The following is a 23,486-nucleotide window of genomic DNA, read 5'->3' as shown; positions in this document are numbered from 1 at the left end:
ACTCCATGCGGCAGCGCACCGGGCCGCTGCTCCTGGGAGTACGGCACCACGGGCCCGGCTCCGCGCGGGCGGTGCGGGCCGCCCTGGAGGCCGCGCAACCGAAGGCCGTGCTGATCGAGGGGCCGCCCGAGGCCGATGCGCTGATCCCGCTGGCCGCCGACCCGCAGATGCGGCCCCCGGTAGCCCTCCTCGCGCACGCCGTGGACGAGCCCGGCCGCTCGGCCTTCTGGCCGCTGGCCGACTTCAGCCCCGAGTGGGTGGCCATCCGCTGGGCTCTGGAGCACGAGGTCCCGGCCCGCTTCATCGACCTGCCGGCCTCGCACACGCTGGCGTGGGGGAAGGCGGAGGAGGAAGCGGCGGCGCCGCCCGGCACAGAGGCCGGAGAGGCCGGTGAACCCGACGCCGAGCCCGGCGCATTGGACGCCGGGCAGCGGATGCGGGTCGACCCCCTCGCCGCCCTCGCCGAGGCCGCCGGTTACGAGGACGCCGAGCGCTGGTGGGAGGACGTCGTCGAGCACCGGGGCGGGACCGGGGAGCAGGAGAGGGACGTGCTCGCACCGTTCACCGCGGTGGCGGAGGCGATGGAGGTGCTGCGGGAGACGTACGGGGTCGGCGGGCGCGACCGGGACCCGGTGCGGGAGGCGTATATGCGACTCCAGCTACGGTCGGCTCAAAGGGAGTTCGGCGAGGATGTCGCGGTGGTGTGCGGGGCGTGGCATGTGCCGGCGCTGCGCGCACGGAGCACGGTCGGGGCCGACAAGGAGCTGCTGAAGGGGCTGCCCAAGGTCAAGACGGACATGACCTGGGTGCCGTGGACCAACCGCCGGCTGGCGCGGGCTGGCGGATACGGCGCGGGCATCGACTCACCGGGCTGGTACGGGCATCTGTTCCGGGCCCCGGACCGGCCGGTGGAGCGGTGGCTCACCAAAGTGGCCGGACTGCTGCGCGAGGAGGACCGGTTGGTCTCCTCGGCCCATGTCATCGAGGCGGTACGGCTCGCCGAGACGCTCGCCGTGATGCGTGGCCGCCCGCTGCCCGGCCTGGGCGAGACGACCGACGCGGTGCGGGCGGTGCTCTGCGAGGGCTCGGACGTTCCGCTTGCGCTGGTGCACGACCGGCTGGTGGTCGGGGATGTGCTGGGGGAGGTGCCGGAGGCGGCGCCCGCGGTGCCGTTGCAGCGCGACCTGGCCCGGGAACAGCGCCGGCTCAGGCTCAAGCCGGAGGCGCTGGAGCGGGAGTTGGAGCTCGACCTGCGCAAGGAGAACGACACCGGGCGCAGCCGGCTGCTCCACCGGCTGCGGCTCCTCGGCGTCGGGTGGGGCGAGCCGGTGCAGTCGCGGGGGAGCACGGGCACGTTCCGGGAGACCTGGCGGCTGCGCTGGGAGCCGGAGCTGGCGGTGCGGATCGCCGAGGCCGGGGTGTGGGGGACGACCGTCGAGGGCGCGGCGACGGCCAAGGCCGAGGCCGACGCGGTGCACGCGACCGCCCTCGCCGACGTCACCGCGCTCGCCGAACAGTGCCTGCTCGCGGGGCTCCCGGACGCGCTGCCGGTGGTGATGCGGGCGCTCGCCGACCGGGCCGCACTGGACGCGGACGTCGGCCATCTCGCCCAGGCCCTGCCTGCCCTGGTCCGTTCCCTGCGCTACGGCGATGTACGGGGCACCGACACCCGGGCGCTCGCCGAGCTGGCCGCGGGCCTCGCCGAGCGGGTCTTCGTCGGGCTCCCACCGGCCTGCACGGCCCTCGACGCGGACGCGGCGGAGGAGATGCGGGGCCATGTGGACGCGGTGCACACGGCGGTCGGGCTGCTCGGCGAGACGGCGACGGGTGCGGAGGCCGTGACGGCGACGGGTGCGGAGGCCGTGACGGTGACGGGTGCGGAGGCCGTGACGGTGACGGGTGCGGAGGCCGTGACGGTGACGGGTGCGGAGACCGCGACGGCGACAGACACGGAGACCGGCTCTGGCTCCGCCCCCGCCCCCGCCCCCGGTGCCGGTGCCGGTGCCGGTCCTCGCGTCACCCCCACGCCCACCCCCACCCGTGCCTCCACCCCCGGCCACCGTGACCTCCGTGGCCGCTGGCGGGCGGTGCTGCGCACGCTCTCGGGGCGGGACACCGTGCCCGGGGTGTTGCGGGGGCGGGCCGTGCGGATTCTGCTGGACGAGGGGGAGTTGGGGGCGGAGGAGGCGGCCCGGCTGATGGGGCTGGTGCTCTCGCCGGGGACCCCGCCGGCGGACGCGGCGGCCTGGATCGAGGGGTTCGTCGGCGGGAGCGGCGGGGGCGGAATGCTGCTCGTGCACGACGAGCGGCTGCTCGGGCTGGTCGACGCCTGGCTGACCGGGGTGCCTGAGGAGGCGTTCACGGACGTACTGCCGCTGCTGCGGCGGACGTTCTCGGCGTATGAGCCGGGCGTGCGCAGAACGCTGGGCGAGCTGGTGCGGCGGGGCCCGGGGGAGCGGACCCAACGGGCCGGACAGGCCGGCGGGACACCAGGGTTCGGCGCCGAAGCGGACACCGAGCGTGCCGATGCCGTCATGCCGGTGCTGCGGCTGCTGCTCGGCCTGGACGACGCGACGGCGGTTGACGACAACGACCTTGTGGGGGCGGCGAGATGACAGCGGACCTGATGGACGGCGGCACCGGAGTCGACGACCCGACGCGGGAGGCGCAGGAACGGCTGCGGCGCTGGCGGCTGGTGCTCGGGGGCGAGGCCGCCGACGGGACCGGATGCACGCTGTCCGGGCGGGACGCGGCGATGGACGGAACGCTGGCCGCGCTCTACGGGAAGGGGGACAGACCGCGGTCGGGGCGGGAGCGGTCGGCAGGGCTGGGGGCGTCCGCGCCGTCGGTGGCGCGCTGGCTCGGGGACATCCGGACGTACTTCCCGTCCTCCGTCGTCCAGGTCATGCAGCGTGACGCCATCGACCGGCTGGGGCTGGCCGCGCTGCTGCTCGAACCGGAGATGCTGGAGGCGGTCGAGGCCGATGTGCACCTGGTCGGCACGCTGCTCTCGCTCAACAAGGCGATGCCGGAGACCACGAAGGAGACGGCACGGGCGGTCGTACGCAAGGTCGTCGAGGACTTGGAGAAGCGGCTGGCCACCCGCACCCGGGCCACCCTCACCGGCGCCCTGGACCGCAGCGCCCGGATCAGCCGGCCGCGCCACCACGACATCGACTGGAACCGCACGATCGCGGCCAACCTCAAGCACTACCTGCCCGAGTACCGGACGATCGTGCCGGAGCGGCTCATCGGGTACGGGCGGGCGTCACAGTCGGTGAAGAAGGAAGTGGTCCTCTGTATCGACCAGTCCGGGTCGATGGCCGCTTCGGTCGTGTATGCCTCGGTGTTCGGGGCGGTGCTGGCGTCCATGCGCTCCATCGACACCCGGCTCGTCGTCTTCGACACGGCGGTCGTCGATCTCACCGACCAGCTCGACGACCCGGTGGACGTCCTGTTCGGCACCCAGCTCGGCGGCGGTACGGACATCAACCGGGCGCTCGCGTACTGCCAGTCGCAGATCACCCGGCCGACCGAGACCGTCGTCGTGCTCATCAGCGACCTCTACGAGGGCGGGATACGGAACGAGATGCTGAAGCGGGTGGCGGCGATGAAGGCGTCGGGGGTGCAGTTCGTGGCGCTGCTCGCGCTGTCGGACGAGGGAGCGCCGGCCTACGACCGTGAACACGCGGCCGCGCTCGCGGCGCTGGGCGCACCGGCGTTCGCGTGCACGCCCGATCTCTTCCCCGAGGTGATGGCGGCGGCGATCGAGAAGCGGCCGATTCCGGTGCCGGAGGCCGTGTGAAGGAGATCGCATCAAGTCAAAGAGGCCCTGTGAACAGGACATGAGTGCCCGTCGGTAAGAGGCACTTGCGCGACCGCGGGCAGGGCGTGCGAGGATCGACGCCGCGCTCCCTGCTTCCTCGCGTCCTCGTGCCGCCGCACGGAAGGAACCTCGCCGTCTTGCCCTCGTCAGCAGTGCTGCCCGGTGTCGCCGTGCGCGTGTCGCACACGGTGGCGGGGCGGCGTGCGCTGCAACTGGCGCTGCTGCTCGGCGGACTGCTCGCGCTCGGCCTCCTCTGTGGAGGACGGGCGCAGGCGGCCGAGGGGACGCAAACGGTGCCGTCGCCGTTGTTGTCGTCCGTGGTGAGCCGACTGGGCGTGGACAAGGTGGTCCCGCACAGCGAGCCGGTGCGGGACGAGAAAGCGACGCCCCGCGAGACGGCACGCCACCCGCGCGTCACCCACTCGGCGCCCACGACACCTGTGGCACACGTGGCACCCGTGGCACACGCCGCACCCGCACTACCCGCACTGCCCGCCGTGCCGGTGGCCCGGGTCGTGCCGGTGGTGGGGGAATCGGTTCGCTCGGTGACCGCGGCCGTGACTCAGGGGCTCGGTGACGTGGCGCAGCAGGTGTCGGAGTTGCCGGCGAAGCTGACCACGCAGCCCCTGCCCGTGCAGTTGCCCACGCTTCCGGCGCTGCCGGGTACGTCCAGCACCCTGCCGGTGTCGGAACCGCCCGCCGAGTCGCCCCCGGTGCCGGTCGCCTCGGCGCCCGGCACAACCGAGGCACGGCCGGCTGTCACGGACGGCGTACGGCAGCAGACCGCGCAGCAGACCGCCCGTACGAAGAAGCCGGCGACGACCGTGACGTCGTACGGGCCGCAGGGCACCACCGTCACCCCCGCCCCGGTCTCCGGGACGGCGGCGCACAGGCACACGCACACCGGGGGCCACGGTGCCCCCCACGCCGTGGACGCTCCCGGTCACCCCGCGCCCACCGGTGACCCGGACGGCGTGCTGGGCAAGCAGGCGGTCGACGGCGGTTCCTCCAGGCACGGTGACGCGTACGCCGTGACCTTCGACGACCGGGGGCCGCTGCGGCTGGTGCCCGGTGCCGCCGCGCGCGTGGACGCGGCAGGGACCCGGGACAGGTACCGGGACATCCTCGTCTTCCCCGGCTAGGACCGGCGACCGCTTTCCCTGCTCCCCGCCCAGACCTGCCGCGCGGGGGCGGAACAGGTCTGCCCGTCCGTTCGGACCCCTGCGGATCCCGTGCCTCGGATCCCCCTCCGCGGCATCCCACTCGGCATCCCCCGTGGATTCCCCTCCCACCGCTCCGGACGGCGATGTCCCCAGCCGCGCTTCCGGCCCACCGGAAGCCTCCCGGCTCTGCAGCTGCGTGACGTACGCACCGGAGCCCCGAAGGACTGACGTACGCATGAACAAGAACATCGGCAGCTCCCTCGTCATAGCCACCGACGACTTCATAGCCACCGACGACGCCGCACGCCGGCAGGAGGCGGGCCGGGCGGCCAGGATCCGCGCTGCGCAGGCCATCCAGGGGGCCCGGGCGGCACGGGCCGCACAGGCCACGGTCAAGGCCCAGGCCACCGCGAGGGCGCACGCCCAGGCCCTGCAGAGGCGGGCGGCGACCATGCTCGCGGCCACCGGCTCCGGTTCCGGCATCGACACCGGCACCGGCATCGGCGCCGTGTCCCTGACCTCGGAGTACGTCCCCGGGCCGCAGGCCAGGAGCTACTTCTACTCCGTCTGACTCCGGGGGCGCCCGGCCCGGACGGCCGAATGCCGTCGGTCCGTCCGGTCGGAATCCCTCGGTCCGGGCCGCCCGGTCCCCATTGGGGCGGGGACCGGCCGCCCGCCCCCCAGAAGGGGGCCTGAGGCCTCACCGGGCCAACCCCAGCCCGGTGAGGCCTCGCACATTGTCCGCAAGGCGGCACGCGGTGCCACCAGAACCCGCAATACCCGGCATCATGTGACAGGTATCACCGCTCAGGTGTGACCCCTGATTTAGAGACCCCCCGCGAGCGGCGATAATCTGCGAGACGGACATGCCGCGCGCTCGGACACCGTGTGCGCCTCCCTTGTGACACATTGCGGACGTCACGTTGCCCTTCGCGGCACGCCCACGCATCCAACGAACCGCGAGATCACTGATAGGGACGGAAGCGCGTGGACCTGTTCGAGTACCAGGCGAGGGACCTCTTCGCCAAGCACGATGTACCGGTGCTGGCCGGTGAAGTCATCGACACGCCTGAGGCGGCGCGCGAGATCACCGAGCGTCTGGGCGGCAAGTCCGTCGTCAAGGCGCAGGTGAAGGTCGGTGGTCGCGGCAAGGCCGGTGGCGTCAAGCTGGCCGCCTCCGCGGACGAGGCCGTCGCCCGGGCGACGGACATTCTCGGCATGGACATCAAGGGCCACACGGTCCACAAGGTCATGATCGCCGAGACCGCCCCGGAGATCGTCGAGGAGTACTACGTCTCCTTCCTCCTCGACCGTGCCAACCGCACCTTCCTCTCCATCGCCTCCGTCGAGGGCGGCATGGAGATCGAGGAGGTGGCGGCCACCCGTCCGGAGGCCGTCGCCCAGACCCCGATCAACGCGATCGACGGTGTGGACCTGGCCAAGGCCAAGGAGATCGTCGCCGCGGCGAAGTTCCCGGCCGACGTCGCCGATCAGGTCGCCGACATCCTGGTCAAGCTGTGGGACACCTTCATCAAGTCGGACGCCCTCCTCGTCGAGGTCAACCCGCTCGCGAAGGTCGTCTCGGGTGAGGTCCTCGCCCTGGACGGCAAGGTGTCGCTCGACGACAACGCCGAGTTCCGGCACGACTGGGACGAGCTGCACGACAAGGCCGCGGCCAACCCGCTGGAGGCCGCCGCCAAGGAGAAGAACCTCAACTACGTCAAGCTCGACGGCGAGGTCGGCATCATCGGCAACGGCGCGGGTCTCGTCATGAGCACCCTGGACGTCGTCGCGTACGCCGGTGAGAAGCACGGCGGCGTCAAGCCCGCCAACTTCCTCGACATCGGCGGTGGCGCCTCCGCCCAGGTGATGGCGAACGGCCTGGAGATCATCCTCGGTGACCCGGACGTCCGGTCCGTGTTCGTCAATGTCTTCGGTGGCATCACCGCCTGCGACGAGGTCGCCAACGGCATCGTGCAGGCGCTGAAGCTCCTGGAGGACCGCGGCGAGAACGTCTCCAAGCCGCTGGTCGTCCGCCTCGACGGCAACAACGCCGAACTGGGTCGCAAGATCCTCACCGACGCCAACCACCCGCTGGTGCAGCGCGTCGACACCATGGACGGCGCGGCCGACAAGGCCGCCGAGCTGGCCCACGCCGCCAAGTAAGCACTCAGGACGAGGACAGAACACACCATGGCTATCTGGCTCAACAAGGACAGCAAGGTCATCGTCCAGGGCATGACCGGCGCCACGGGCATGAAGCACACCAAGCTCATGCTGGGCGACGGCACCAACGTCGTGGGCGGCGTCAACCCGCGCAAGGCCGGTCAGAAGGTCGACTTCGACGGCACCGAGGTACCGGTCTTCGGCACCGTCAAGGAGGCCATCGAGGCCACCGGCGCCAACGTCTCCGTCATCTTCGTGCCGGAGAAGTTCACCAAGGCCGCGGTCGACGAGGCCATCGACGCCGAGATCCCGCTGGCCGTCGTGATCACCGAGGGCATCGCCGTGCACGACTCGGCGGCCTTCTGGGCGTACGCCGGCAAGAAGGGCAACAAGACCCGGATCATCGGCCCGAACTGCCCCGGCATCATCACCCCGGGCCAGTCGAACGTCGGCATCATCCCGGGCGACATCACCAAGCCGGGCCGTATCGGCCTGGTCTCGAAGTCCGGCACGCTGACGTACCAGATGATGTACGAGCTCCGTGACATCGGCTTCTCGACCGCCGTCGGCATCGGTGGCGACCCGATCATCGGCACCACGCACATCGACGCGCTCGCCGCGTTCCAGGACGACCCCGACACCGACCTGATCGTGATGATCGGTGAGATCGGTGGCGACGCCGAGGAGCGTGCGGCCGCGTTCATCAAGGAGAACGTGACCAAGCCGGTCGTCGGTTACGTCGCGGGCTTCACCGCGCCCGAGGGCAAGACCATGGGCCACGCCGGCGCCATCGTCTCCGGTTCGTCGGGCACCGCCCAGGCGAAGAAGGAGGCCCTGGAGGCCGCGGGCGTCAAGGTCGGCAAGACCCCGACCGAGACGGCGAAGCTGGCGCGCGAGATTCTCGCCGGCTGACGCCACGTACGACAGCTGAGCGTCGGCAGGCCCGTCCCCGGGGTGGGGGCGGGCCTGCCGGCGTTTCGGGAACCCGCGACCAGCCCCACCGGCCCGCGGCCGAACCCACTCACCTCGCCGTCGGTACCAGCCGCTCCGGGCCGTTCGCCGCTTCCTGCCGCAGCTTCGCGTGCAGTGCACGCTCCCCTGCCGACAACGGCCCCAGCCCCACCTCCGCCGGTACCCCGCTGATCGCCTGTGCCGGGCCGACCGGCGCCTCGTAGTGCGTCGGTGCCGTCCGTAGCGTGAGCGTCGTCGCCGCGACGATCGTCGCCGTGAAGGCGAGGGCGGACCGCGTCCAGAAACGTGTCCTGCGTTCGGCGTAGGTCCGCACGGCGGTCGGCCGGGCCGCCCGCAGGCTTTCCGCCGAGGCCAGTTCGGCCAGCCGGCGGTTCAGCGTGGCGGGGTCCGCCAGCTCGGGAACCTCGCCGGCGACCGCCCGCCGCGCGTGGGTCAGCCGCCGCGCCGCCGCCGGTGTGCTCGCCTCCGTCTCCGCCGCCGTCTCCGGCAGGTCGAGGCCGACACCGTCGTACAGCAGGAGCGTGCGGCGGTACGACGGCGGGAGTTTGAGGAGCGCGTCCAGCAGGGCGCGGTCGGCCGCGTCGGCCGGTGGGGACTCGGGCTGGCGGTAGCGCAGCCGGAACCGGTGCCAGGGGGAGAGCGCGCACTCGTGCGCCACCGCCCGCACCCAGCCGGCCGGGTCCCGGTCGCGGGCCACCTGCGGCCAGTTCTGCCAGGCGAGTTGGAAGGCCCGCTCGACGGCTTCCCGCGCCAGCTCCCGGCGCCCGGTGAGCAGATAGGTCTGCCGTACCAGGGCCGGGGCGCAGAACGCGTACAGCGCGTCGAAGGCCTGAGTGGGCGTCAGGACAGCGGACGGTACGGCCTCGTCGGCGTGGACAGGGCTCTGCGTCACCGGGCGCACCTTCCCTCGAAAAAACACATAAACATATATTGGGCGACACTTCGGTGGTTTGCCTGTTACGACGGGAAAGCGCGTGTCGTTGGCAGCATGGCCGTCGTGATTCGGATGCCCGCACACCGACCGCCGTCGGCACCCCCGCCGCGCCCGTTGCGCCCGTCGCTTCTGTCGCTCCTGCTCACCCGGTTGCGCGACCGTTCCCCCGGACTGGGCGCGAGCCTCCTGGGCGGCGCCATCGCGGCCGGGCTCGGACTCGGCTTCTTCTCCGTGCTGGTGATGGCGCTGTGGGTCAGTTCGCCGTATCCCGACAGCGGACCGGGCGGCGCGCTGCATCTCGCGGCGGCGCTGTGGCTCCTCGCCCACGGGGTCGAACTGGTCCGCGCCCACACCCTGTCCGGGGCGCCGGCCCCGGTCGGGGTGACGCCGTTGCTGCTGCTCGTGCTGCCGGCGCTGCTGGTGTACCGGGGGGCGCGGGACGCGGTGGACGCCTCGGACGGCGACGGCGACGACATCGACGCACCGCCGCCGGTCCAGGCCCGTACGGCGTGGACCGGGGTCGTCGCCGGCTACCTCGGCGTCGGCGGCTGCGCCGCGCTGTACGCGTCCGGCGGCGAACTGCGGCCCGCCTGGGGATGGGTGGCGGTGTCCGTGCCGCTGCTCGCGACGGCCGCGGCGGGCGCCGGGGTGTGGACGGCGTACGGCCGTCCGCGCGAGCCACTGCTGAGTCTGGCGGTGGCGCTCCCGGGGCCGGTACGGCGACTGCTCGTCGGCCGGGACACCCGGGTGCGGTGGGGTACGGCCGTCCGTGCCTCCCTGGCCGGGGTGGCCGTGTTCTTCGGGGGCGGGACGCTGCTGCTCGCGGTGTCGCTGGTGGCGCACGGTGACACGGCCCGGGCGTCGTTCCTGCAACTGACGGAGGGGTGGACCGGCCGGTTCGCGGTCCTGCTCCTGTGCCTCTCGCTGATCCCGAACGCGGCGGTGTGGTCGGCGTCGTACGCGGTCGGCCCCGGCTTCGCGCTCGGCGCCGGTCATGTCGTGAACCCTTTTGCCGCCGACCCGGTCCCGCTCCTGCCGCCCTTGCCGCTGCTTGCGGCCGTGCCGGCGCACGGGCCGGGAACGCCGCTGAACCTCCTGGCCGGGACGGTGCCGATGGCGGCCGGGGTGACGATGGCGTGGTTCGTGGTGGGCAGGGCGGCCCGGCGGAGCTGGTCCGCCGGGCGCACGGCCGGGGTGATGACGCTGGCGGCACTGCTGTGCGCGCTGTTGCTCGCGGCTCTCGCCGAGTTGGCGGGTGGCCCCCTGGGTGTCGCCACGCTCACCCGCTTCGGCCCGCTCTGGTGGCAGACGGGCGCGGCGACCTGCGCCTGGCTCCTCGTGGTGGGCGTGCCGGCGGCCCTGGTGGTGCGGGCCTTGCGGGGGCTGAGCCCGGCCTCGTTTGCGGCCTGGCTCGGGTTCGGGAAACGGAAGCCCGGGGAGGAACCGGCCGCGGAGAAGGAGAGCGAGGCCCCGGCGAGCCCGGCCCCCGCCGTGGTGGTCTCGCTGCTGCCCGACCAGGGCGACGGCGACACGTACGAGGCGCTGCCCGCCGAGCCCTACGAGATGCTGTCGGCCGACCCGCCCGCCACCTGGCAGGACGACGCGGCACGCAAGGCCCGGTGGGCGGCGCTGCGAGAGGCAGCCGAGCCGCCGGACAGCCCCGACGGAACCTGATGGTCCGACGGACCCTTCCGGCCGTCCCGTCAGCTGTTCGTGGTGCTCAGGAAGGTGCGCAGCTCCTGCGGCAGCAGGTGGTCGCAGGACTGCTTGGCCTCGCTGGTGAGGGCGTCCGTGACGCACGTGTAGTAGTCGCGGTAGACCATCTGGGCCGTGAAGGTCGCCGCCACCAGGCCCAGGGCAAGCGAGGCCGTGACCAGGCCGCTGATCGCCGCCGTCGTCTGCGGGCGGCCGGTGGCGGCCGTGGCCTCCTCGGGGCTGCGCGGCTTGGCGCGGAGCGCGCTGATACCCCAGTAGATGCCCAGGGCGCCCAGCAGCAGTGCCACGTACGGCCAGCCGAAGAGGGCGAAGAGGAAGGCCCACATCCCGCACAGGAGGGCGTACCGCGCCCGGCGCTGTGCCGGGTCCGTCGGGTCGAAGCGCAGACCCGGGCCACCGGGGCCGCCCTGACCGCCGTCGCCCGGACGCTCGTCGGGACGCTCGCCGAAGCCGCCGGACTGCCGGCCGGGCTGGCGGTCGCTCCACTGGCTGCCCCAGGGCGATCCCTTGTCGCCGTCACCGGCCGGGCGGCGGGGCTGCCACGGCTTGTCCGGCGTGCCCTCCGGCGGCGGGGCGAAGGGGTTGTCGTCCTGCTGGTCGCCCTTCGGCCGGTCCGAGGGCGCCTCCGGCGGCGAGGCCGGCCGCTCCCGCAACAGCACGGCGGAACGCGGCCCTCCCTGTACCGACTGCGGGGGGAGCATACGAAGTCCCAGGCTGCGGTCCGGCATCAAAGTGAGCGTCTTCCCCTAGATCAAGATGAACAGAGCGGATGGCTGAGCTGACGGCTGTGACTGGCTTACGGATACGACTGCATGGATACAGCTGATGGATACGGCTGATCGATACAGCGGACGAAACGGCTGGTTACTTCGTGAACGCGTCGTATCCCGCACGCGTTCCCGCCTCGGTACCTCCCAGACGCTACCTTCCGGCCACGCCCCCGTCCCGTGGGGGCCGTCCGGTGTGCCGGTATCGTTGCTGACGGTCGCCCGCTTCGTAGACTTCCCCGTATCCCGGGGCGCGAAGCACTCGTACGAATGTACAAAGCGTGTGCGAGTCCGGCCGCCGTACCGACGCTCCCCCGAGAAAGGGCCAAACCGTGGCCGCCAAGCCCGTGGCCAAGCGCCTCGTCGTGCTGGTCTCCGGATCCGGCACCAACCTCCAGGCGCTCCTCGACGCGATCGCCGAGAGCGGCGTCGAGGCCTACGGCGCCGAGGTCGTCGCCGTAGGTGCCGACCGTGACGGCATCGAGGGGCTCGCGCGCGCCGAGCGCGCCGGGATCGCGACCTTCGTGACCAGGGTGAAGGACTTCGGGACGCGGCAGGAGTGGGACCGGGCGCTGACCGAGGCCGTGGCCGCGCACGAGCCCGACCTGGTGGTCTCCGCCGGGTTCATGAAGATCCTCGGCAAGGAGTTCCTGGCACGGTTCGGCGGGCGGACGGTGAACACACACCCGGCCCTGCTGCCCAGTTTCGCCGGGGCCCACGGCGTACGGGACGCGCTCGCGTACGGCGTCAAGGTCACCGGCTGCACCGTCCACTTCGTCGACGACGGCGTCGACACCGGGCCGATCATCGCTCAGGGCGTGGTGGAGGTCCGGGACGAGGACGACGAGAGCGCTCTGCACGAGCGCATCAAGGAAGTCGAGCGAAGCCTGCTCGTCGAGGTCGTGAGGCGGATCGCCCGCAACGGCCATCGCATCGAGGGACGAAAGGTAGTTATCCAGTGACCGCCGAGAGCAACAAGCGGCCCATCCGACGGGCGCTCGTCAGCGTCTACGACAAGACGGGCCTCGAAGACCTCGCGCGCGGGCTGCACGGGGCGGGTGTCGAACTCGTCTCCACCGGCTCCACCGCCTCCCGTATCGCCGCCGCCGGTGTCCCCGTGACCAGGGTCGAGGAGCTCACCGGCTTCCCGGAGTGCCTGGACGGCCGGGTCAAGACCCTGCACCCCAAGGTGCACGCCGGCATCCTCGCCGACCTGCGCCTGGAGAGCCACCGGCAGCAGCTCGAAGAGCTCGGTGTCGAGCCGTTCGACCTCGTCGTGGTCAACCTCTACCCGTTCCGTGAGACCGTCGCCTCGGGTGCCTCGCCCGACGAGTGCGTCGAGCAGATCGACATCGGCGGCCCCTCGATGGTCCGCGCCGCCGCCAAGAACCACCCCTCGGTCGCCGTGGTCACCAGCCCCGAGCGGTACGCCGACGTCCTCGCCGCCGTCGCCGAGGGCGGCTTCGACCTCGCCACCCGCAAGCGGCTCGCCGCCGAGGCCTTCCAGCACACCGCGTCGTACGACGTGGCGGTCGCCTCCTGGTTCGCCTCCGAGTACGCCCCCGTGGACGACTCCCGGTTCCCCGACTTCCTCGGCGCCACCTGGGAGCGCGAGAACACCCTGCGCTACGGCGAGAACCCGCACCAGCCCGCCGCCCTCTACGTCGACGCCGACGGCGGCGGCCTCGCGAAGGCCGAGCAGCTGCACGGCAAGGAGATGTCGTACAACAACTACACGGACACGGACGCCGCGCGCCGTGCCGCGTACGACCACGACGAGCCCTGCGTCGCGATCATCAAGCACGCCAACCCCTGTGGCATCGCGATCGGTTCGGACGTCGCCGAGGCGCACCGCAAGGCGCACGCCTGCGACCCGCTGTCGGCGTTCGGCGGGGTCATCGCCGTGAACCGGCCGGTGAGCAGGGCGATGGCCGAGCAGGTCGCGGAGATCTTCACCGAGGTCATCGTCGCCCCGGACTACGAGGAGGGGGCCCTGGAGGCCCTCGCCAAGAAGAAGAACATCCGCGTGCTGAAGGCGCCGGGCGCCCCCGCCAACCCGGTCGAGGTCAAGCCCGTCGACGGCGGTGTGCTGCTCCAGGTCACCGACCGGCTCCAGGCGGAGGGCGACGACCCGGCCAACTGGACCCTGGCCACCGGCGAGGCGCTGAGCCCCGAGGAGCTCCGGGAACTCGCCTTCGCCTGGAAGGCCTGCCGGGCCGTGAAGTCCAACGCCATCCTGCTCGCCAAGGACGGCGCCTCGGTCGGCGTCGGCATGGGCCAGGTCAACCGCGTGGACTCCGCGAAGCTCGCCGTCGAGCGGGCGGGGGAGGAGCGGGCCCGCGGCTCCTACGCCGCTTCCGACGCCTTCTTCCCCTTCCCCGACGGCCTGGAGGTCCTCACCGCGGCCGGCGTCAAGGCCGTGGCGCAGCCGGGCGGTTCGATGCGCGACGAACTGAGCATCGAGGCCGCGAAGAAGGCGGGCGTCACGATGTACTTCACGGGGACACGGCACTTCTTCCACTGAGCATGACGACTGAGGACGGCGACTGAGGGTTGCGGCTGAGGGCCGCGACCGAACACCAGGGCCGTGTCCCCCTGCGCGGGGGACACGGCCCTTGGAGTGTGCGGGAGCCGGCCGGTCGCTCAGTCGCTCAGTTGCTGCGGATCACGATCGTGCCGCACACCTTGTCGGCGAACGTCTGGCGCTTGGCGTCCCACGCCGGCCACAGCCACCCCAGGTAGCAGGCGAGGCTGTCCAGGAAGTGGGCGATACGGCGCACGAAGGCCATGCCGACGCCGATCGGCTGGCCGGTGGCCTCCTTCACCAGGCGGATGCCCAGCGCCTTCTTGCCGACCGTCTGGCCGGTGCGGCCCTCCTGGATCAGCTGCCAGATGGCGACGGCGATGATGGCCAGGAAGCCGATGAACAGCAGCGCCTTCACCTTGGCGCCGACGAGCACCAGGATGTACGGCACCAGGAAGACCAGGCCGTCGACGAGCGTGCCGAGGAAGCGCTGACCCCAGTTCGCGTACGGCGGCGTCGCGCCGTAACCCTGCTGCGGGTAGCCATAGCCACCCTGCTGCGGGTAGCCGGGCTGCTGCTGGGGGTAGCCGTACCCCTGCTGCGGCGGCACGCCCTGCGGGGCCTGCTGGTAGCCGGGCTGCTGCTGCGGGTAGCCGTAGCCGGGCTGACCCTGCTGCGGGTTCTGCGGCTGCTGACCGTAAGGGTTGTTGGGCGAGCCGAAACTCATGGCCGATTTCCTCCGTTGGATCTGCGGGGACGACGCGGATTGGGACGGAGGTACGTCATGATCTGAGCGGTTTGCCCCCCACCGGACCGCGATACTGCGCCGCTCATCGTTTAGTAACCGCGAGTTGTTGTCCAGTCCGATTCGCGAGGTGTTGTGCAAGTGCAACATCATTGATCATGACCGCACACCCGATTGGAACCGGGAGACCGGCATCCGCGAGGATGGAGCCATGACCGCCCAGATTCTCGATGGCAAGGCCACCGCAGCCGCGATCAAGTCCGATCTGACCGCCCGCGTGGCGGCGCTGAAGGAGAAGGGCGTCACGCCCGGCCTCGGCACGATCCTGGTCGGGGACGACCCCGGCAGCCAGAAGTACGTCGCCGGCAAGCACCGTGACTGTGCGCAGGTGGGCATCGGCTCCATCCAGCGCGAGCTGCCCGCCACCGCGACCCAGGAGGAGATCGAGGCCGTCGTCCGCGAGCTCAACGACGACCCGGCCTGCACCGGCTACATCGTCCAGCTCCCGCTGCCCAAGGGCATCGACGAGAACCGCATCCTGGAGCTGATGGACCCGCACAAGGACGCGGACGGCCTGCACCCGACGAACCTCGGCCGCCTCGTCCTGAACGAGCCCGCGCCGCTGCCCTGCACCCCCAACGGCGTGCTGACCCTGCTGCGCCGCTACGGCGTCGAGATCAAGGGTGCCGAGGTCGTGGTCGTCGGCCGTGGCGTCACCATCGGGCGCCCGATGCCGCTGCTGCTCACCCGGCGCAGCGAGAACGCGACGGTGACCCAGTGCCACACCGGCACGCGCGATCTGTCCGCCCACCTCAGGCGCGCCGACATCATCGTCGCCGCGGCCGGCTCCCCGCACCTGATCCGCCCCGAGGACGTCAAGCCGGGCGCGGCCGTCCTCGACATCGGTGTCTCCCGCAACGCCGACGGCAAGATCGTCGGTGATGTGCACCCCGGCGTCGCCGAGGTCGCCGGGTGGCTCTCCCCGAACCCCGGTGGTGTCGGGCCGATGACCCGGGCGCAGCTGCTCGTCAACGTGGTCGAGGCGGCGGAGCGCAGTGTCGGCTGACGGCGGTCACGGGCAGGATGCGGGGCGCCGCGCGACCCGGCGCTTCCCGCTGTTCACACGGGACACGGCGCGCCCCGAGGGGGGCGGCAGGGCAGCGTCGGGGGATCTGCCGGCGCCGGCCCGGCAGTGGCCGCTGCTGGTGGTGCTGGCGACCGTCGCGGTGGGGTTGCTGCTGACCTCGCTGGACCAGTTCCGGGTGGGTGCGCTGCTGATCGGGGCCGCGCTGCTCGCCGGGGCGGTGATGCGGTGGATACTGCCGAGCGTGGGGATGCTGGCGGTGCGGTCCCGGTTCACGGACATCGCGACGTACGGAGTGCTGGGGCTGGCGATCGTGCTGCTGGCGTTGATGGCGCAGCCCCAGCCGTGGCTGGTGATCCCGTATCTGAAGGACACGCTGCACTTCACGATGAAGAACTAGCTGAAGAACTGGCTGAAGAAGTGGCCGAAGAGTGGCCCGCACCTCCCCCGGTGGGTGCGGGCCTTCCCCTTCCCCCTGGATCAAAGTAGGGATCCGGAGTCCCCGGCGAATCCCACTCCCGATTGAAACCCCTACAACTTCCGCGGTACTCCCGGTGGTTGACTCCCGGCCCCGGACCCGGGCGTTACGCTGCGGCGATGCGACCGCGCAACCCGCCCCCTCTCGCCGTCGACACGCTGATCGCGTGCGGGACGGTCGCGACGGCCGTGTTGCTCGGGCGGGAGCCGCCCACCCAGGGCTGGCCGCAGCTCGACGCGCGGGCGTATGTGCTGATCGGGCTGGCGCAGCTGCCCGTCGCCCTGCGGGGGCGGTGGCCGGTCGTGGTCTTCGCCGTCATGCAGGGCGCCTCGATCGCCTATGTCAGAAGACCCACCTCAACCGCACGATGACCAAGCTCGACCTGGGCAGCCGGGCGCAGGCGGTGGTGGTGGCGTACGAGACGGGACTGGTGACACCGGGCGGCCCGGCCGACCGGTGAGCCGACCGGCGGACCGTTGTGCAGATCGGTGGGCCGTTCGCAAGGCCGCTGTCCGAAAGGCGGCCCGTCCCCTCCCCCGAGCAGGACGGACCGCCGTCGGGTTTCAGCCTTCCCACCGCGGGGCGGCTCTTCAACGGCTGTCCGTCGGCTGTGGCACAGAGGTGACAGTTCCGCCACGGACCGTCCGCACTGCCACGGCCTGCGGGAACCGTCGGACCGCCCACCGTCGTCACCCGGTCTGAACTGGCAACGAACTGGCAACGCGAGAAGCCGCGGAGGTGTGTGATGGGCGGCTGGCAGCCGCTGCCGGAGGGACTGCCGGCGGAGGTGCGGCACTTCGTGGAGCAGCTGCGGCTCCTCAAGGACGAGACCGGCCTCAGCCTGGTCGCGCTGGGCGCCCGCACTGCGTACAGCAAGTCCTCCTGGCAGCGCTACCTCAACGCGGTACAGCCGCCGCCGCGGCAGGCCGTCGTCGCGCTGTGCCGGGTCGCGGGCCTCACCGGCGCCGACGCCGAACGGCACACCGTGCGCTGGGAACTGGCCCTCCAGGCCTGGCCGCGCCCGGCCAACCTGCCGGAACGACCGCCCGGCGCCGGGGAGTACGAGGACGATCCCACCCTCCCCTGGTGGGACCGCCCGGAGGAGCCGGCGCCCCGCCCGCACGGCCGGCTGCTGCTTGCCGCGGTCCTGCTGCTGCTCGTACTGCTCCTTGTGACGGTCGTCGGTGCCGTGGTTCTCGGGTGAGCTGAGTGCCCTGTGACCTGCGAGGTCACGGCCGGATGACCGGTGTGCCGATGCGTTGACAAGTTCGCGGATATGTCACGAAGCCGACTCACAAGCGGGCTAACGTGTCCAATCGGGGCGAGCCGAAGGCCCGTTGGACCGCGCCGCTGTCGGCGTGCGACGGTGCACGTCGGCCGGTCAGTGCTCCTGTGCGCCCCCTGCCCGGGGACTGGGTTCCGGGGGTGCCGCGGTCCGCTGGGTAGGCCAGAACGGGGACCGGCGCGGGGCACCACGCGCAAGGGGAACGCGGGGGAAGACACGGCACCGAGCCGGGGGAAAGACGACCGGGGGAAGAGGGGGGAAGCAATGCCTCGTTGGAAGGCCCTGCCGGATGAACTCGATCCGCAGGTCAGGGAGTTCGCGACCCAGCTGCGGCGGCTCGTGGACCGCAGCGGGCTGAGTGTGGCGACACTGTCCGACCGCACCGGCTACAGCAAGACGTCCTGGGAGCGGTACCTGGGCGGGCGCCTGCTGGCGCCCAAGGGCGCGATCGTCGCGCTCGCCGAGGTCACCGGCGCCAATCCCGTCCATCTCACGACCATGTGGGAGCTGGCCGAACGGGCCTGGAGCCGTTCGGAGATGCGCCACGACATGACGATGGAGGCGATCCGGATCTCCCAGGCGCGCGCCGCGCTGGGGGAGTTCGGGGGGCCACCGGTCACGTCCACGTCCACGACCACGGCCGGGGGCAAGACGCCGCGCCGGGCGGGCAGCGCCGTCGCGACATCGGGGATCGCCGGGCCGGCGGGTGTCTCGCCCACCATTCCGCCCCAGCCGACGGCACCCGACGCCGACCGCCGGGAGGGAACGGGGTCCCGTGGGCCGGCCGCGCCCGGGGGACCGACGGCCCCCGGCGGCGGCAGGCGGCGGCTGACGATGTTCCTCGCGGGGGCCGTCGGCGTGGCCGTGATCGTCGCCGGCGTCTTCTTCTTCACCGGCAACAACGGCGGCGACGGGAAGAAGAACGGGAGTGCTGCCACCTCCTCCGCCCCGTCCACCAGCGCCGGCACCGAACTGCCGGCCGGCGTGAAGTGCGCGGGCGCCGGCTGCACCGGCAAGGACGCCGAGGCCATGGGGTGCAGCGGCGACCTCGTGACCACCGCGAGGACCGCCACGGTCGGCGCCACCACCCTGGAGGTCCGCTACAGCAGCACCTGCGGCGCCGCCTGGGGCCGGATCACGGGCGCCGCCCAGGGCGACTCGGTGCGGGTCACGGCCGGCACCGCCTCGGAGACCGGCGACATCACGGCCGTCGGCGACACGATCGCCTACACGCCGATGGTGGCGGTACGGGACGCGGCTGAGGCCAAGGCCTGCGCGACGCTGGCCTCGGGGCAGACGGGATGCACGTCGTAGAGACACACGTCGCAGAAACCCGGCGTGCCCAGGAATGCCGCGGCGTTTCCTGGGCACGCGAACCGTACCCCCCACGGGAGTCCGGATTCCGGTTCCCCCGGTTGGCGGCCGCTCCGTCTCACCTCTCCCGGACGGGCGGCCGCCTCTTCTGTCATGCCGCTTGCAGGGTCACGTCTGTGGGGTGAGCCACACCCACCCCTCCCCGTCCGGCATCCGGAATGCGCGATAGCCTGAGCGGTGGATCTCTTGATGCCGAGAGATCGATCATTTCTACGTCCGCACCCCAGGGCAAGGACGCCCACCGCCAGCTGTCATACGGAGAACGCCATGACCCGCACTCCCGTGAACGTCACCGTCACCGGCGCGGCCGGCCAGATCGGTTACGCCCTGCTCTTCCGCATCGCCTCCGGCCAGCTGCTCGGCGCGGACGTGCCGGTCCGGCTCCGCCTCCTGGAGATCACGCCCGCGCTGAAGGCCGCCGAGGGCACCGCCATGGAGCTCGACGACTGCGCCTTCCCGCTCCTCCAGGGCATCGACATCACCGACGACCCGAACGTCGCCTTCGACGGTGCCAACGTCGCTCTCCTCGTCGGCGCCCGCCCCCGCACCAAGGGCATGGAGCGCGGTGACCTCCTGGAGGCCAACGGAGGCATCTTCAAGCCGCAGGGCAAGGCCATCAACGACCACGCCGCGGACGACATCAAGGTCCTGGTCGTCGGCAACCCGGCCAACACCAACGCGCTCATCGCGCAGGCCGCCGCGCCGGACGTACCGGCCGAGCGTTTCACCGCGATGACCCGCCTCGACCACAACCGCGCGCTGACCCAGCTCGCGAAGAAGACGGGCTCCACGGTCGCCGACATCAAGCGCCTGACCATCTGGGGCAACCACTCCGCCACCCAGTACCCCGACATCTTCCACGCGACCGTCGCCGGCAAGAACGCCGCGGAGGTCGTGAACGACGAGAAGTGGCTGGCCGAGGAGTTCATCCCGACCGTTGCCAAGCGCGGCGCGGCCATCATCGAGGCCCGCGGCGCCTCCTCGGCGGCCTCCGCCGCCAACGCCGCCATCGACCACGTCCACACCTGGGTCAACGGCACCGCCGACGGCGACTGGACCTCCATGGGCATCCCGTCGGACGGCTCCTACGGCGTCCCGGAGGGCCTGATCTCCTCCTTCCCGGTCACCACCAAGGACGGCAAGTACGAGATCGTCCAGGGCCTGGAGATCAGCGACTTCTCCCGCGCCCGCATCGACGCCTCGGTGCAGGAGCTGGCGGAGGAGCGCGACGCGGTCCGCGCCCTCGGCCTCATCTGAGCCTCCCGCACCCACGGGCCCCACTCCGGTTTCGTCCGGAACGGGGCCCGTTCCCGTTTCCGCCGCTACCGTCGGAAGGAGTACGCGGTGGAGTGAATCGGGGGTTCGCGATGAGCGACAGGAACGGCGGGAACGACGAGAACGGTTGGCCCGGGAACAACACGGGGAGCGAGCCGCCGGAGGGCTCACGGCGGGCGGAAGAGCCGGGACACCAGGAGTGCTCCGCGGCTCCGGCCTGATCGGTCTGATCAGCTCCTCGAGCGTGCCCCTGGCCACCGCCCTCGGCCTGGTCCCCTTCGAGGTGCCGCTCGACCTCCCCCGATCAGCATCGGGCCGGCCTGGCACCCGCGCCATGACGCCGACCCGGCGCACGCCTGGCTCCGGCGCCGTGTACGGGAGTTGATCATCGGTGGGCGCGTGGGGGAGGGCCCGCCGGCCGAGTTCTGACCAGCGGCGTCTTCGGGTAATTCCGGTTCACCGGTCACGGCCGTCCCTCTATGCTGATGGTTTGTCAACTGGACGTCTGACAAAGCACTTCAGCACGCACTTCCAGCACGCACTTCCAGCAACGCCGTACCAGCAACTCGCGGTCGGCAACGCACTTCACACGCATCGGGGGATCGGCGTGAGCACTGCTTACGTGCCGCACCAACCACAGGCGGGGCCGCCCGCCGGGCCACCGCCCGCGCTGCCGCCCACACCGCCGTACGCCAGCGAGGCCACCCGGCTGCTGTGCGCGGGCACCTACCTGGATTCCGCGTACCGGGACCGGGTCATCGAGGAACTCCACCTCAACGAACAGCGGATCGCGGCGCCCTCGCTCGGCTTCGACGCCGCCCGGGTCCTCGCTCATGCCCTGCGCGCCCGCCGCCAGGAGCTGCTGTGGGCCGCGGCGATCCTCGGTCTGTGGGTGGTGGGGCTGCCGCTCAGCGGCGGGCTGCTCGTGTTCTTCCTGGTGCCGGGTATCGCGCTCGCCGTCGCACCGTGGATCAGGGGCCGCGCCGCCCGCCCGCCGCTGTACCGGGTGATCGCCGCCTTCATGGTCCGCTGGTGGGGCCGGTCCTTCTACGCGGTCGCCCTGATCGCGACCCTCGTCGTCGCGTTCGGCGGCGGCTCGGACAACGGCCCCTCGTACGACTCGTACGGCTCCTACGACGGCTCCTACGGCTACAGCTACTCCAACTCGACCAGCTTCGGCGATCTGCTCGCCCCGGGCGTCGGCGACTTCGGCGGCCTGGTGGAGGCCTGGCACGCCTGGCTCACACTCGCCGTGTTCGCCGGTGTCGCCCTGTGCGCGCACGCCCAGCGCACCCAGTTCAGCCGGGCGCTGGCCGGCGAACTCTCCCCGCAGCGTTTCCCGGACGCGGCGAGCGACCCCGCCGAGAAGGCGGAGAACCCCCGCTTCCAGCGGCTCAAGCAGCGCATCCGGATCGAACAACACGCACCGCTGATCATGTACAACGAGGCCGACCCGTTCTGCGGAGCGGGCGCCGCCTACGACACATGGGTGCTCGCCGTCGAACTCAAGCCCGACGAGCTGAAGAAGGAGCAGCAGCTGCTCAGCAACCGGGCGATCCTGGAGAAGGTCCGCCCGCTGCTCGAACAGCTCCGCGTCCCCGCCGAGTACGCCGGACCCGGCAACCGCGACCGGCTGCGCCAGCTGGAGATCGACGAGTGCGTGTTCCTGCCCGCCGAGGGGCTGCTCGCCCGGGACCAGGCGCCGTACACCCCGCAGGCCTTCGAGGAGCATCGGGCGCGGGCCGTCGAGGAGGGCGCCGAGAAGCGCAGGCACTTCCTGCGCATCCGCGTCGGCGGCTGGGAGGAGGAGGTGGTCGTCACGGTGTTCGTGCGCATCCACACCCAGGGCCGGATGCTCGTCCTGGAGATCGCCCCGCACGTACTGACCCCGGTCCGCGCGGACTTCAAGGGCGCCGACCGCGCCGCCCACCGGTTCCGGAACAACAACTGGGCCGGCAAGGCGGCCGTCGCGATCGCCCTGGTCCCCGGCTCGGTGGGCCGCTCCCTCGGCCAGCTCGGCCGGGGCGCGATGCATCTCTGGCGGCTGCTGACCGGCGGTCACGCGGGCGCGCTGCCCGAGGGGCCGGCGCTGTCCGTGCGCGAACTGGGTTCGGTGGACGTCGGCTCCCACTTCCAGGAGATGGACGTCGTCCGGTACCTGCGCAGCATCCAGGACCGGGTGGCGAACGGCGTACGGGCCGCGCTCGCCGAAGCCGGTTACGAGACCGGCGAGTTCGTCCAGAAGACCGTGAACAACAGCACCAACGTGAGCATCGACCGGGTCGAGGGTTCCACGTTCGCCTTCGGCAGCCATGCCACCGCCACCAGCCACACGACGCAGAAGGGGTCCGACAGCAATGGCAAGTGACGAGCCGCAGGTCACCCTGGGGAACATCTCCGGGAGCACGTTCGCCATCGGCAGCCACGCGCATGCCGAGAGCCATCACCACGGCGCCCCTGGCTCTGCGGCCGACGAGGAACTCCTCGCCGCCGTACGGGAGTTGCGCGCCGACCTGGAGCGGGTGCGGGGCACCGGGCAGACGGCGGCGCTGGGCACGGCGCTCGCCGAGACCGAGGACGAGATCGCCCGCACAGGCCAGGCGGGCCCCACCCGCCGGGAACGCCTGCGCGAGCTTCTCACCGACTCGCAGACGCTGCTGAGCGTGCTGGCCTCGGCGGGCACGCTGGCCGGGCTGCTGGGGATGTGAGAGGAAGCCGATGAGCAACGGGGGCAACGGGGGAGAACGGCACTGGAACGAGGACACGCAGCGGTGGGAGGCCGACGTCCGGCCCGCCGCCGCGGCAGCCTCACCACACCCTCCGGCGGGACCGGAGGTCCAGCCGACGCCGACGCCGGCACCGGTTCCGGAGCGGGAGTGGTGGTCGGACGGGGGCAGTGACTGGGCGGCTGCAGCACCGACGCCGCCCCAGCCGCCCGGGCCGTCCGTGCCTGGTCAGCCAGGCGGGGTGTTCGTCCCCGGCCACCCGCCCGTCGCGCCGACACCGACGCAGCCGCTCGGGGTGTCAGTGCCGACGCCCCAGCCGTCCGCAGCGTCGACGCCGGCGCAACCGTCTGTGCCCGCTGAGCCGCCCGGGCCGGCGCCTACGACGCCGGTGCCGTCGGTGGCGGACGGCGGCACGGCTTGGCCGCCCGCCCCGGGCCAGGCTTCTGCCTCC

20 protein-coding genes and 1 pseudogene are annotated in these 23,486 nt (G+C 72.1%); 18 read left to right on the top strand and 3 right to left on the bottom strand.

Features of this window, described 5'->3' with window-relative positions:
- Window positions 1–5 precede the first annotated feature (5 nt).
- From ACZ7OO_RS02820 to sucD, 6 genes are all read left to right on the top strand, one after another.
- Window positions 6–2,615: a DUF5682 family protein gene (locus ACZ7OO_RS02820; RefSeq protein ID WP_471501245.1), complete on the top strand. Its 2,610-nt coding sequence runs from the start codon at window positions 6–8 to the stop codon at window positions 2,613–2,615.
- Complete coding sequence (locus tag ACZ7OO_RS02815) at window positions 2,612–3,805, top strand: VWA domain-containing protein (RefSeq protein ID WP_471500808.1); 1,194 nt, start codon at window positions 2,612–2,614, stop codon at window positions 3,803–3,805. The genes ACZ7OO_RS02820 and ACZ7OO_RS02815 overlap by 4 nt, the downstream gene beginning before the upstream one ends.
- Window positions 3,806–3,963: 158 nt before the next feature.
- Window positions 3,964–4,968 (top strand): hypothetical protein, encoded by a 1,005-nt coding sequence (locus ACZ7OO_RS02810; protein ID WP_471500806.1) that lies wholly within the window; start codon window positions 3,964–3,966, stop codon window positions 4,966–4,968.
- A 256-nt stretch (window positions 4,969–5,224) separates the two neighbouring features.
- Entirely contained in the window at window positions 5,225–5,560 is a 336-nt protein-coding gene (locus tag ACZ7OO_RS02805) for a hypothetical protein (protein ID WP_471500805.1), read from the top strand.
- Between the two features lie 416 nt (window positions 5,561–5,976).
- The gene (sucC, locus tag ACZ7OO_RS02800; protein WP_351693433.1) at window positions 5,977–7,155 is read left to right on the top strand and encodes an ADP-forming succinate--CoA ligase subunit beta; all 1,179 of its coding nucleotides are present in this window, start codon (window positions 5,977–5,979) and stop codon (window positions 7,153–7,155) included.
- A gap of 27 nt (window positions 7,156–7,182) precedes the next feature.
- Complete coding sequence (sucD, locus tag ACZ7OO_RS02795; protein ID WP_352222980.1) at window positions 7,183–8,067, top strand: succinate--CoA ligase subunit alpha; 885 nt, start codon at window positions 7,183–7,185, stop codon at window positions 8,065–8,067.
- A gap of 109 nt (window positions 8,068–8,176) precedes the next feature.
- Here the strand turns inward: sucD and ACZ7OO_RS02790 are convergent, their stop codons facing one another.
- A complete protein-coding gene (locus ACZ7OO_RS02790; RefSeq protein ID WP_471500803.1) occupies window positions 8,177–9,019 on the bottom strand; it encodes an RNA polymerase sigma factor in 843 nt (280 codons plus the stop codon).
- Window positions 9,020–9,115: 96 nt separating this feature from the next.
- On the opposite strand from ACZ7OO_RS02790, the gene ACZ7OO_RS02785 reads away from it, so the two are divergent.
- Window positions 9,116–10,735, top strand: coding sequence for a cell division protein PerM (locus tag ACZ7OO_RS02785; protein ID WP_471500801.1), 1,620 nt, complete (start codon window positions 9,116–9,118; stop codon window positions 10,733–10,735).
- Window positions 10,736–10,764: 29 nt separating this feature from the next.
- Here ACZ7OO_RS02785 and ACZ7OO_RS02780 read toward each other — a convergent pair whose 3' ends face one another.
- Complete coding sequence (locus ACZ7OO_RS02780; RefSeq protein ID WP_471500799.1) at window positions 10,765–11,505, bottom strand: hypothetical protein; 741 nt, start codon at window positions 11,503–11,505, stop codon at window positions 10,765–10,767.
- Between the two features lie 371 nt (window positions 11,506–11,876).
- Here ACZ7OO_RS02780 and purN point away from each other — a divergent pair, with 371 nt between their 5' ends.
- Both purN and purH read left to right on the top strand, forming a co-directional pair.
- A complete protein-coding gene (purN, locus tag ACZ7OO_RS02775) occupies window positions 11,877–12,506 on the top strand; it encodes a phosphoribosylglycinamide formyltransferase (RefSeq protein WP_471500797.1) in 630 nt (209 codons plus the stop codon).
- Window positions 12,503–14,068 (top strand): bifunctional phosphoribosylaminoimidazolecarboxamide formyltransferase/IMP cyclohydrolase, encoded by a 1,566-nt coding sequence (gene purH, locus ACZ7OO_RS02770; RefSeq protein ID WP_471500795.1) that lies wholly within the window; start codon window positions 12,503–12,505, stop codon window positions 14,066–14,068. The genes purN and purH overlap by 4 nt, the downstream gene beginning before the upstream one ends.
- A 127-nt stretch (window positions 14,069–14,195) precedes the next feature.
- On the opposite strand, the gene ACZ7OO_RS02765 is transcribed toward purH, so the two are convergent.
- Window positions 14,196–14,795 (bottom strand): RDD family protein, encoded by a 600-nt coding sequence (locus ACZ7OO_RS02765; protein WP_471500793.1) that lies wholly within the window; start codon window positions 14,793–14,795, stop codon window positions 14,196–14,198.
- 229 nt (window positions 14,796–15,024) lie between these two features.
- On the opposite strand from ACZ7OO_RS02765, the gene ACZ7OO_RS02760 reads away from it, so the two are divergent.
- The 9 genes and pseudogenes from ACZ7OO_RS02760 (at window position 15,025) to ACZ7OO_RS02720 (ending at window position 23,017) form a co-directional block, all read left to right on the top strand.
- Window positions 15,025–15,879, top strand: a complete 855-nt coding sequence (locus ACZ7OO_RS02760) for a bifunctional methylenetetrahydrofolate dehydrogenase/methenyltetrahydrofolate cyclohydrolase (RefSeq protein ID WP_471500792.1) — start codon at window positions 15,025–15,027, stop codon at window positions 15,877–15,879.
- Window positions 15,869–16,297, top strand: a complete 429-nt coding sequence (locus tag ACZ7OO_RS02755; protein ID WP_471500790.1) for a DUF3017 domain-containing protein — start codon at window positions 15,869–15,871, stop codon at window positions 16,295–16,297. The genes ACZ7OO_RS02760 and ACZ7OO_RS02755 overlap by 11 nt, the downstream gene beginning before the upstream one ends.
- A 197-nt stretch (window positions 16,298–16,494) precedes the next feature.
- The gene (locus ACZ7OO_RS02750; protein ID WP_471501259.1) at window positions 16,495–16,746 is read left to right on the top strand and encodes a hypothetical protein; all 252 of its coding nucleotides are present in this window, start codon (window positions 16,495–16,497) and stop codon (window positions 16,744–16,746) included.
- Window positions 16,722–16,835, top strand: a pseudogene (locus ACZ7OO_RS02745) (DNA-binding response regulator); the annotation flags it as partial. The gene ACZ7OO_RS02750 and the pseudogene ACZ7OO_RS02745, both read left to right, overlap by 25 nt.
- A gap of 285 nt (window positions 16,836–17,120) precedes the next feature.
- Window positions 17,121–17,579 carry a helix-turn-helix domain-containing protein gene (locus tag ACZ7OO_RS02740; protein WP_471500788.1) on the top strand — a complete coding sequence of 153 codons (459 nt, stop codon included), beginning with the start codon at window positions 17,121–17,123 and terminating at the stop codon, window positions 17,577–17,579.
- Window positions 17,580–17,924: 345 nt separating this feature from the next.
- The gene (locus tag ACZ7OO_RS02735; RefSeq protein ID WP_471500786.1) at window positions 17,925–18,974 is read left to right on the top strand and encodes a helix-turn-helix domain-containing protein; all 1,050 of its coding nucleotides are present in this window, start codon (window positions 17,925–17,927) and stop codon (window positions 18,972–18,974) included.
- A 327-nt stretch (window positions 18,975–19,301) separates the two neighbouring features.
- Window positions 19,302–20,291 (top strand): malate dehydrogenase, encoded by a 990-nt coding sequence (locus ACZ7OO_RS02730; RefSeq protein ID WP_352222970.1) that lies wholly within the window; start codon window positions 19,302–19,304, stop codon window positions 20,289–20,291.
- 625 nt (window positions 20,292–20,916) lie between these two features.
- On the top strand, window positions 20,917–22,677 hold the full coding sequence (locus ACZ7OO_RS02725) for a hypothetical protein (protein WP_471500784.1): 1,761 nt from the start codon (window positions 20,917–20,919) through the stop codon (window positions 22,675–22,677).
- Window positions 22,667–23,017, top strand: a complete 351-nt coding sequence (locus tag ACZ7OO_RS02720) for a hypothetical protein (RefSeq protein ID WP_471500782.1) — start codon at window positions 22,667–22,669, stop codon at window positions 23,015–23,017. Before ACZ7OO_RS02725 ends, ACZ7OO_RS02720 begins: the two co-directional genes overlap by 11 nt.
- The last annotated feature ends 469 nt before the right edge of the window (window positions 23,018–23,486 follow it).

This window comes from Streptomyces sp. NPDC111744, from assembly GCF_055634995.1.
This window is presented reverse-complemented; position numbering and strand designations above follow the sequence as displayed.

Excerpts from the sequence above, each read along its gene's own strand:
- ACZ7OO_RS02820 (WP_471501245.1), top strand. The coding sequence starts at position 6 with ATGCGGCAGCGCACCGGGCCGCTGCTCCTGGGAGTACGGCACCACGGG.
- ACZ7OO_RS02780 (WP_471500799.1), bottom strand. The coding sequence starts at position 11,505 with ATGCCGGACCGCAGCCTGGGACTTCGTATGCTCCCCCCGCAGTCGGTA.
- ACZ7OO_RS02815 (WP_471500808.1), top strand. The coding sequence starts at position 2,612 with ATGACAGCGGACCTGATGGACGGCGGCACCGGAGTCGACGACCCGACG.
- ACZ7OO_RS02735 (WP_471500786.1), top strand. The coding sequence starts at position 17,925 with ATGCCTCGTTGGAAGGCCCTGCCGGATGAACTCGATCCGCAGGTCAGG.
- sucD (WP_352222980.1), top strand. The coding sequence starts at position 7,183 with ATGGCTATCTGGCTCAACAAGGACAGCAAGGTCATCGTCCAGGGCATG.
- ACZ7OO_RS02720 (WP_471500782.1), top strand. The coding sequence starts at position 22,667 with ATGGCAAGTGACGAGCCGCAGGTCACCCTGGGGAACATCTCCGGGAGC.
- ACZ7OO_RS02805 (WP_471500805.1), top strand. The coding sequence starts at position 5,225 with ATGAACAAGAACATCGGCAGCTCCCTCGTCATAGCCACCGACGACTTC.
- ACZ7OO_RS02730 (WP_352222970.1), top strand. The coding sequence starts at position 19,302 with ATGACCCGCACTCCCGTGAACGTCACCGTCACCGGCGCGGCCGGCCAG.
- ACZ7OO_RS02750 (WP_471501259.1), top strand. The coding sequence starts at position 16,495 with ATGCGACCGCGCAACCCGCCCCCTCTCGCCGTCGACACGCTGATCGCG.
- ACZ7OO_RS02785 (WP_471500801.1), top strand. The coding sequence starts at position 9,116 with ATGGCCGTCGTGATTCGGATGCCCGCACACCGACCGCCGTCGGCACCC.
- ACZ7OO_RS02740 (WP_471500788.1), top strand. The coding sequence starts at position 17,121 with ATGGGCGGCTGGCAGCCGCTGCCGGAGGGACTGCCGGCGGAGGTGCGG.
- ACZ7OO_RS02760 (WP_471500792.1), top strand. The coding sequence starts at position 15,025 with ATGACCGCCCAGATTCTCGATGGCAAGGCCACCGCAGCCGCGATCAAG.
- ACZ7OO_RS02765 (WP_471500793.1), bottom strand. The coding sequence starts at position 14,795 with ATGAGTTTCGGCTCGCCCAACAACCCTTACGGTCAGCAGCCGCAGAAC.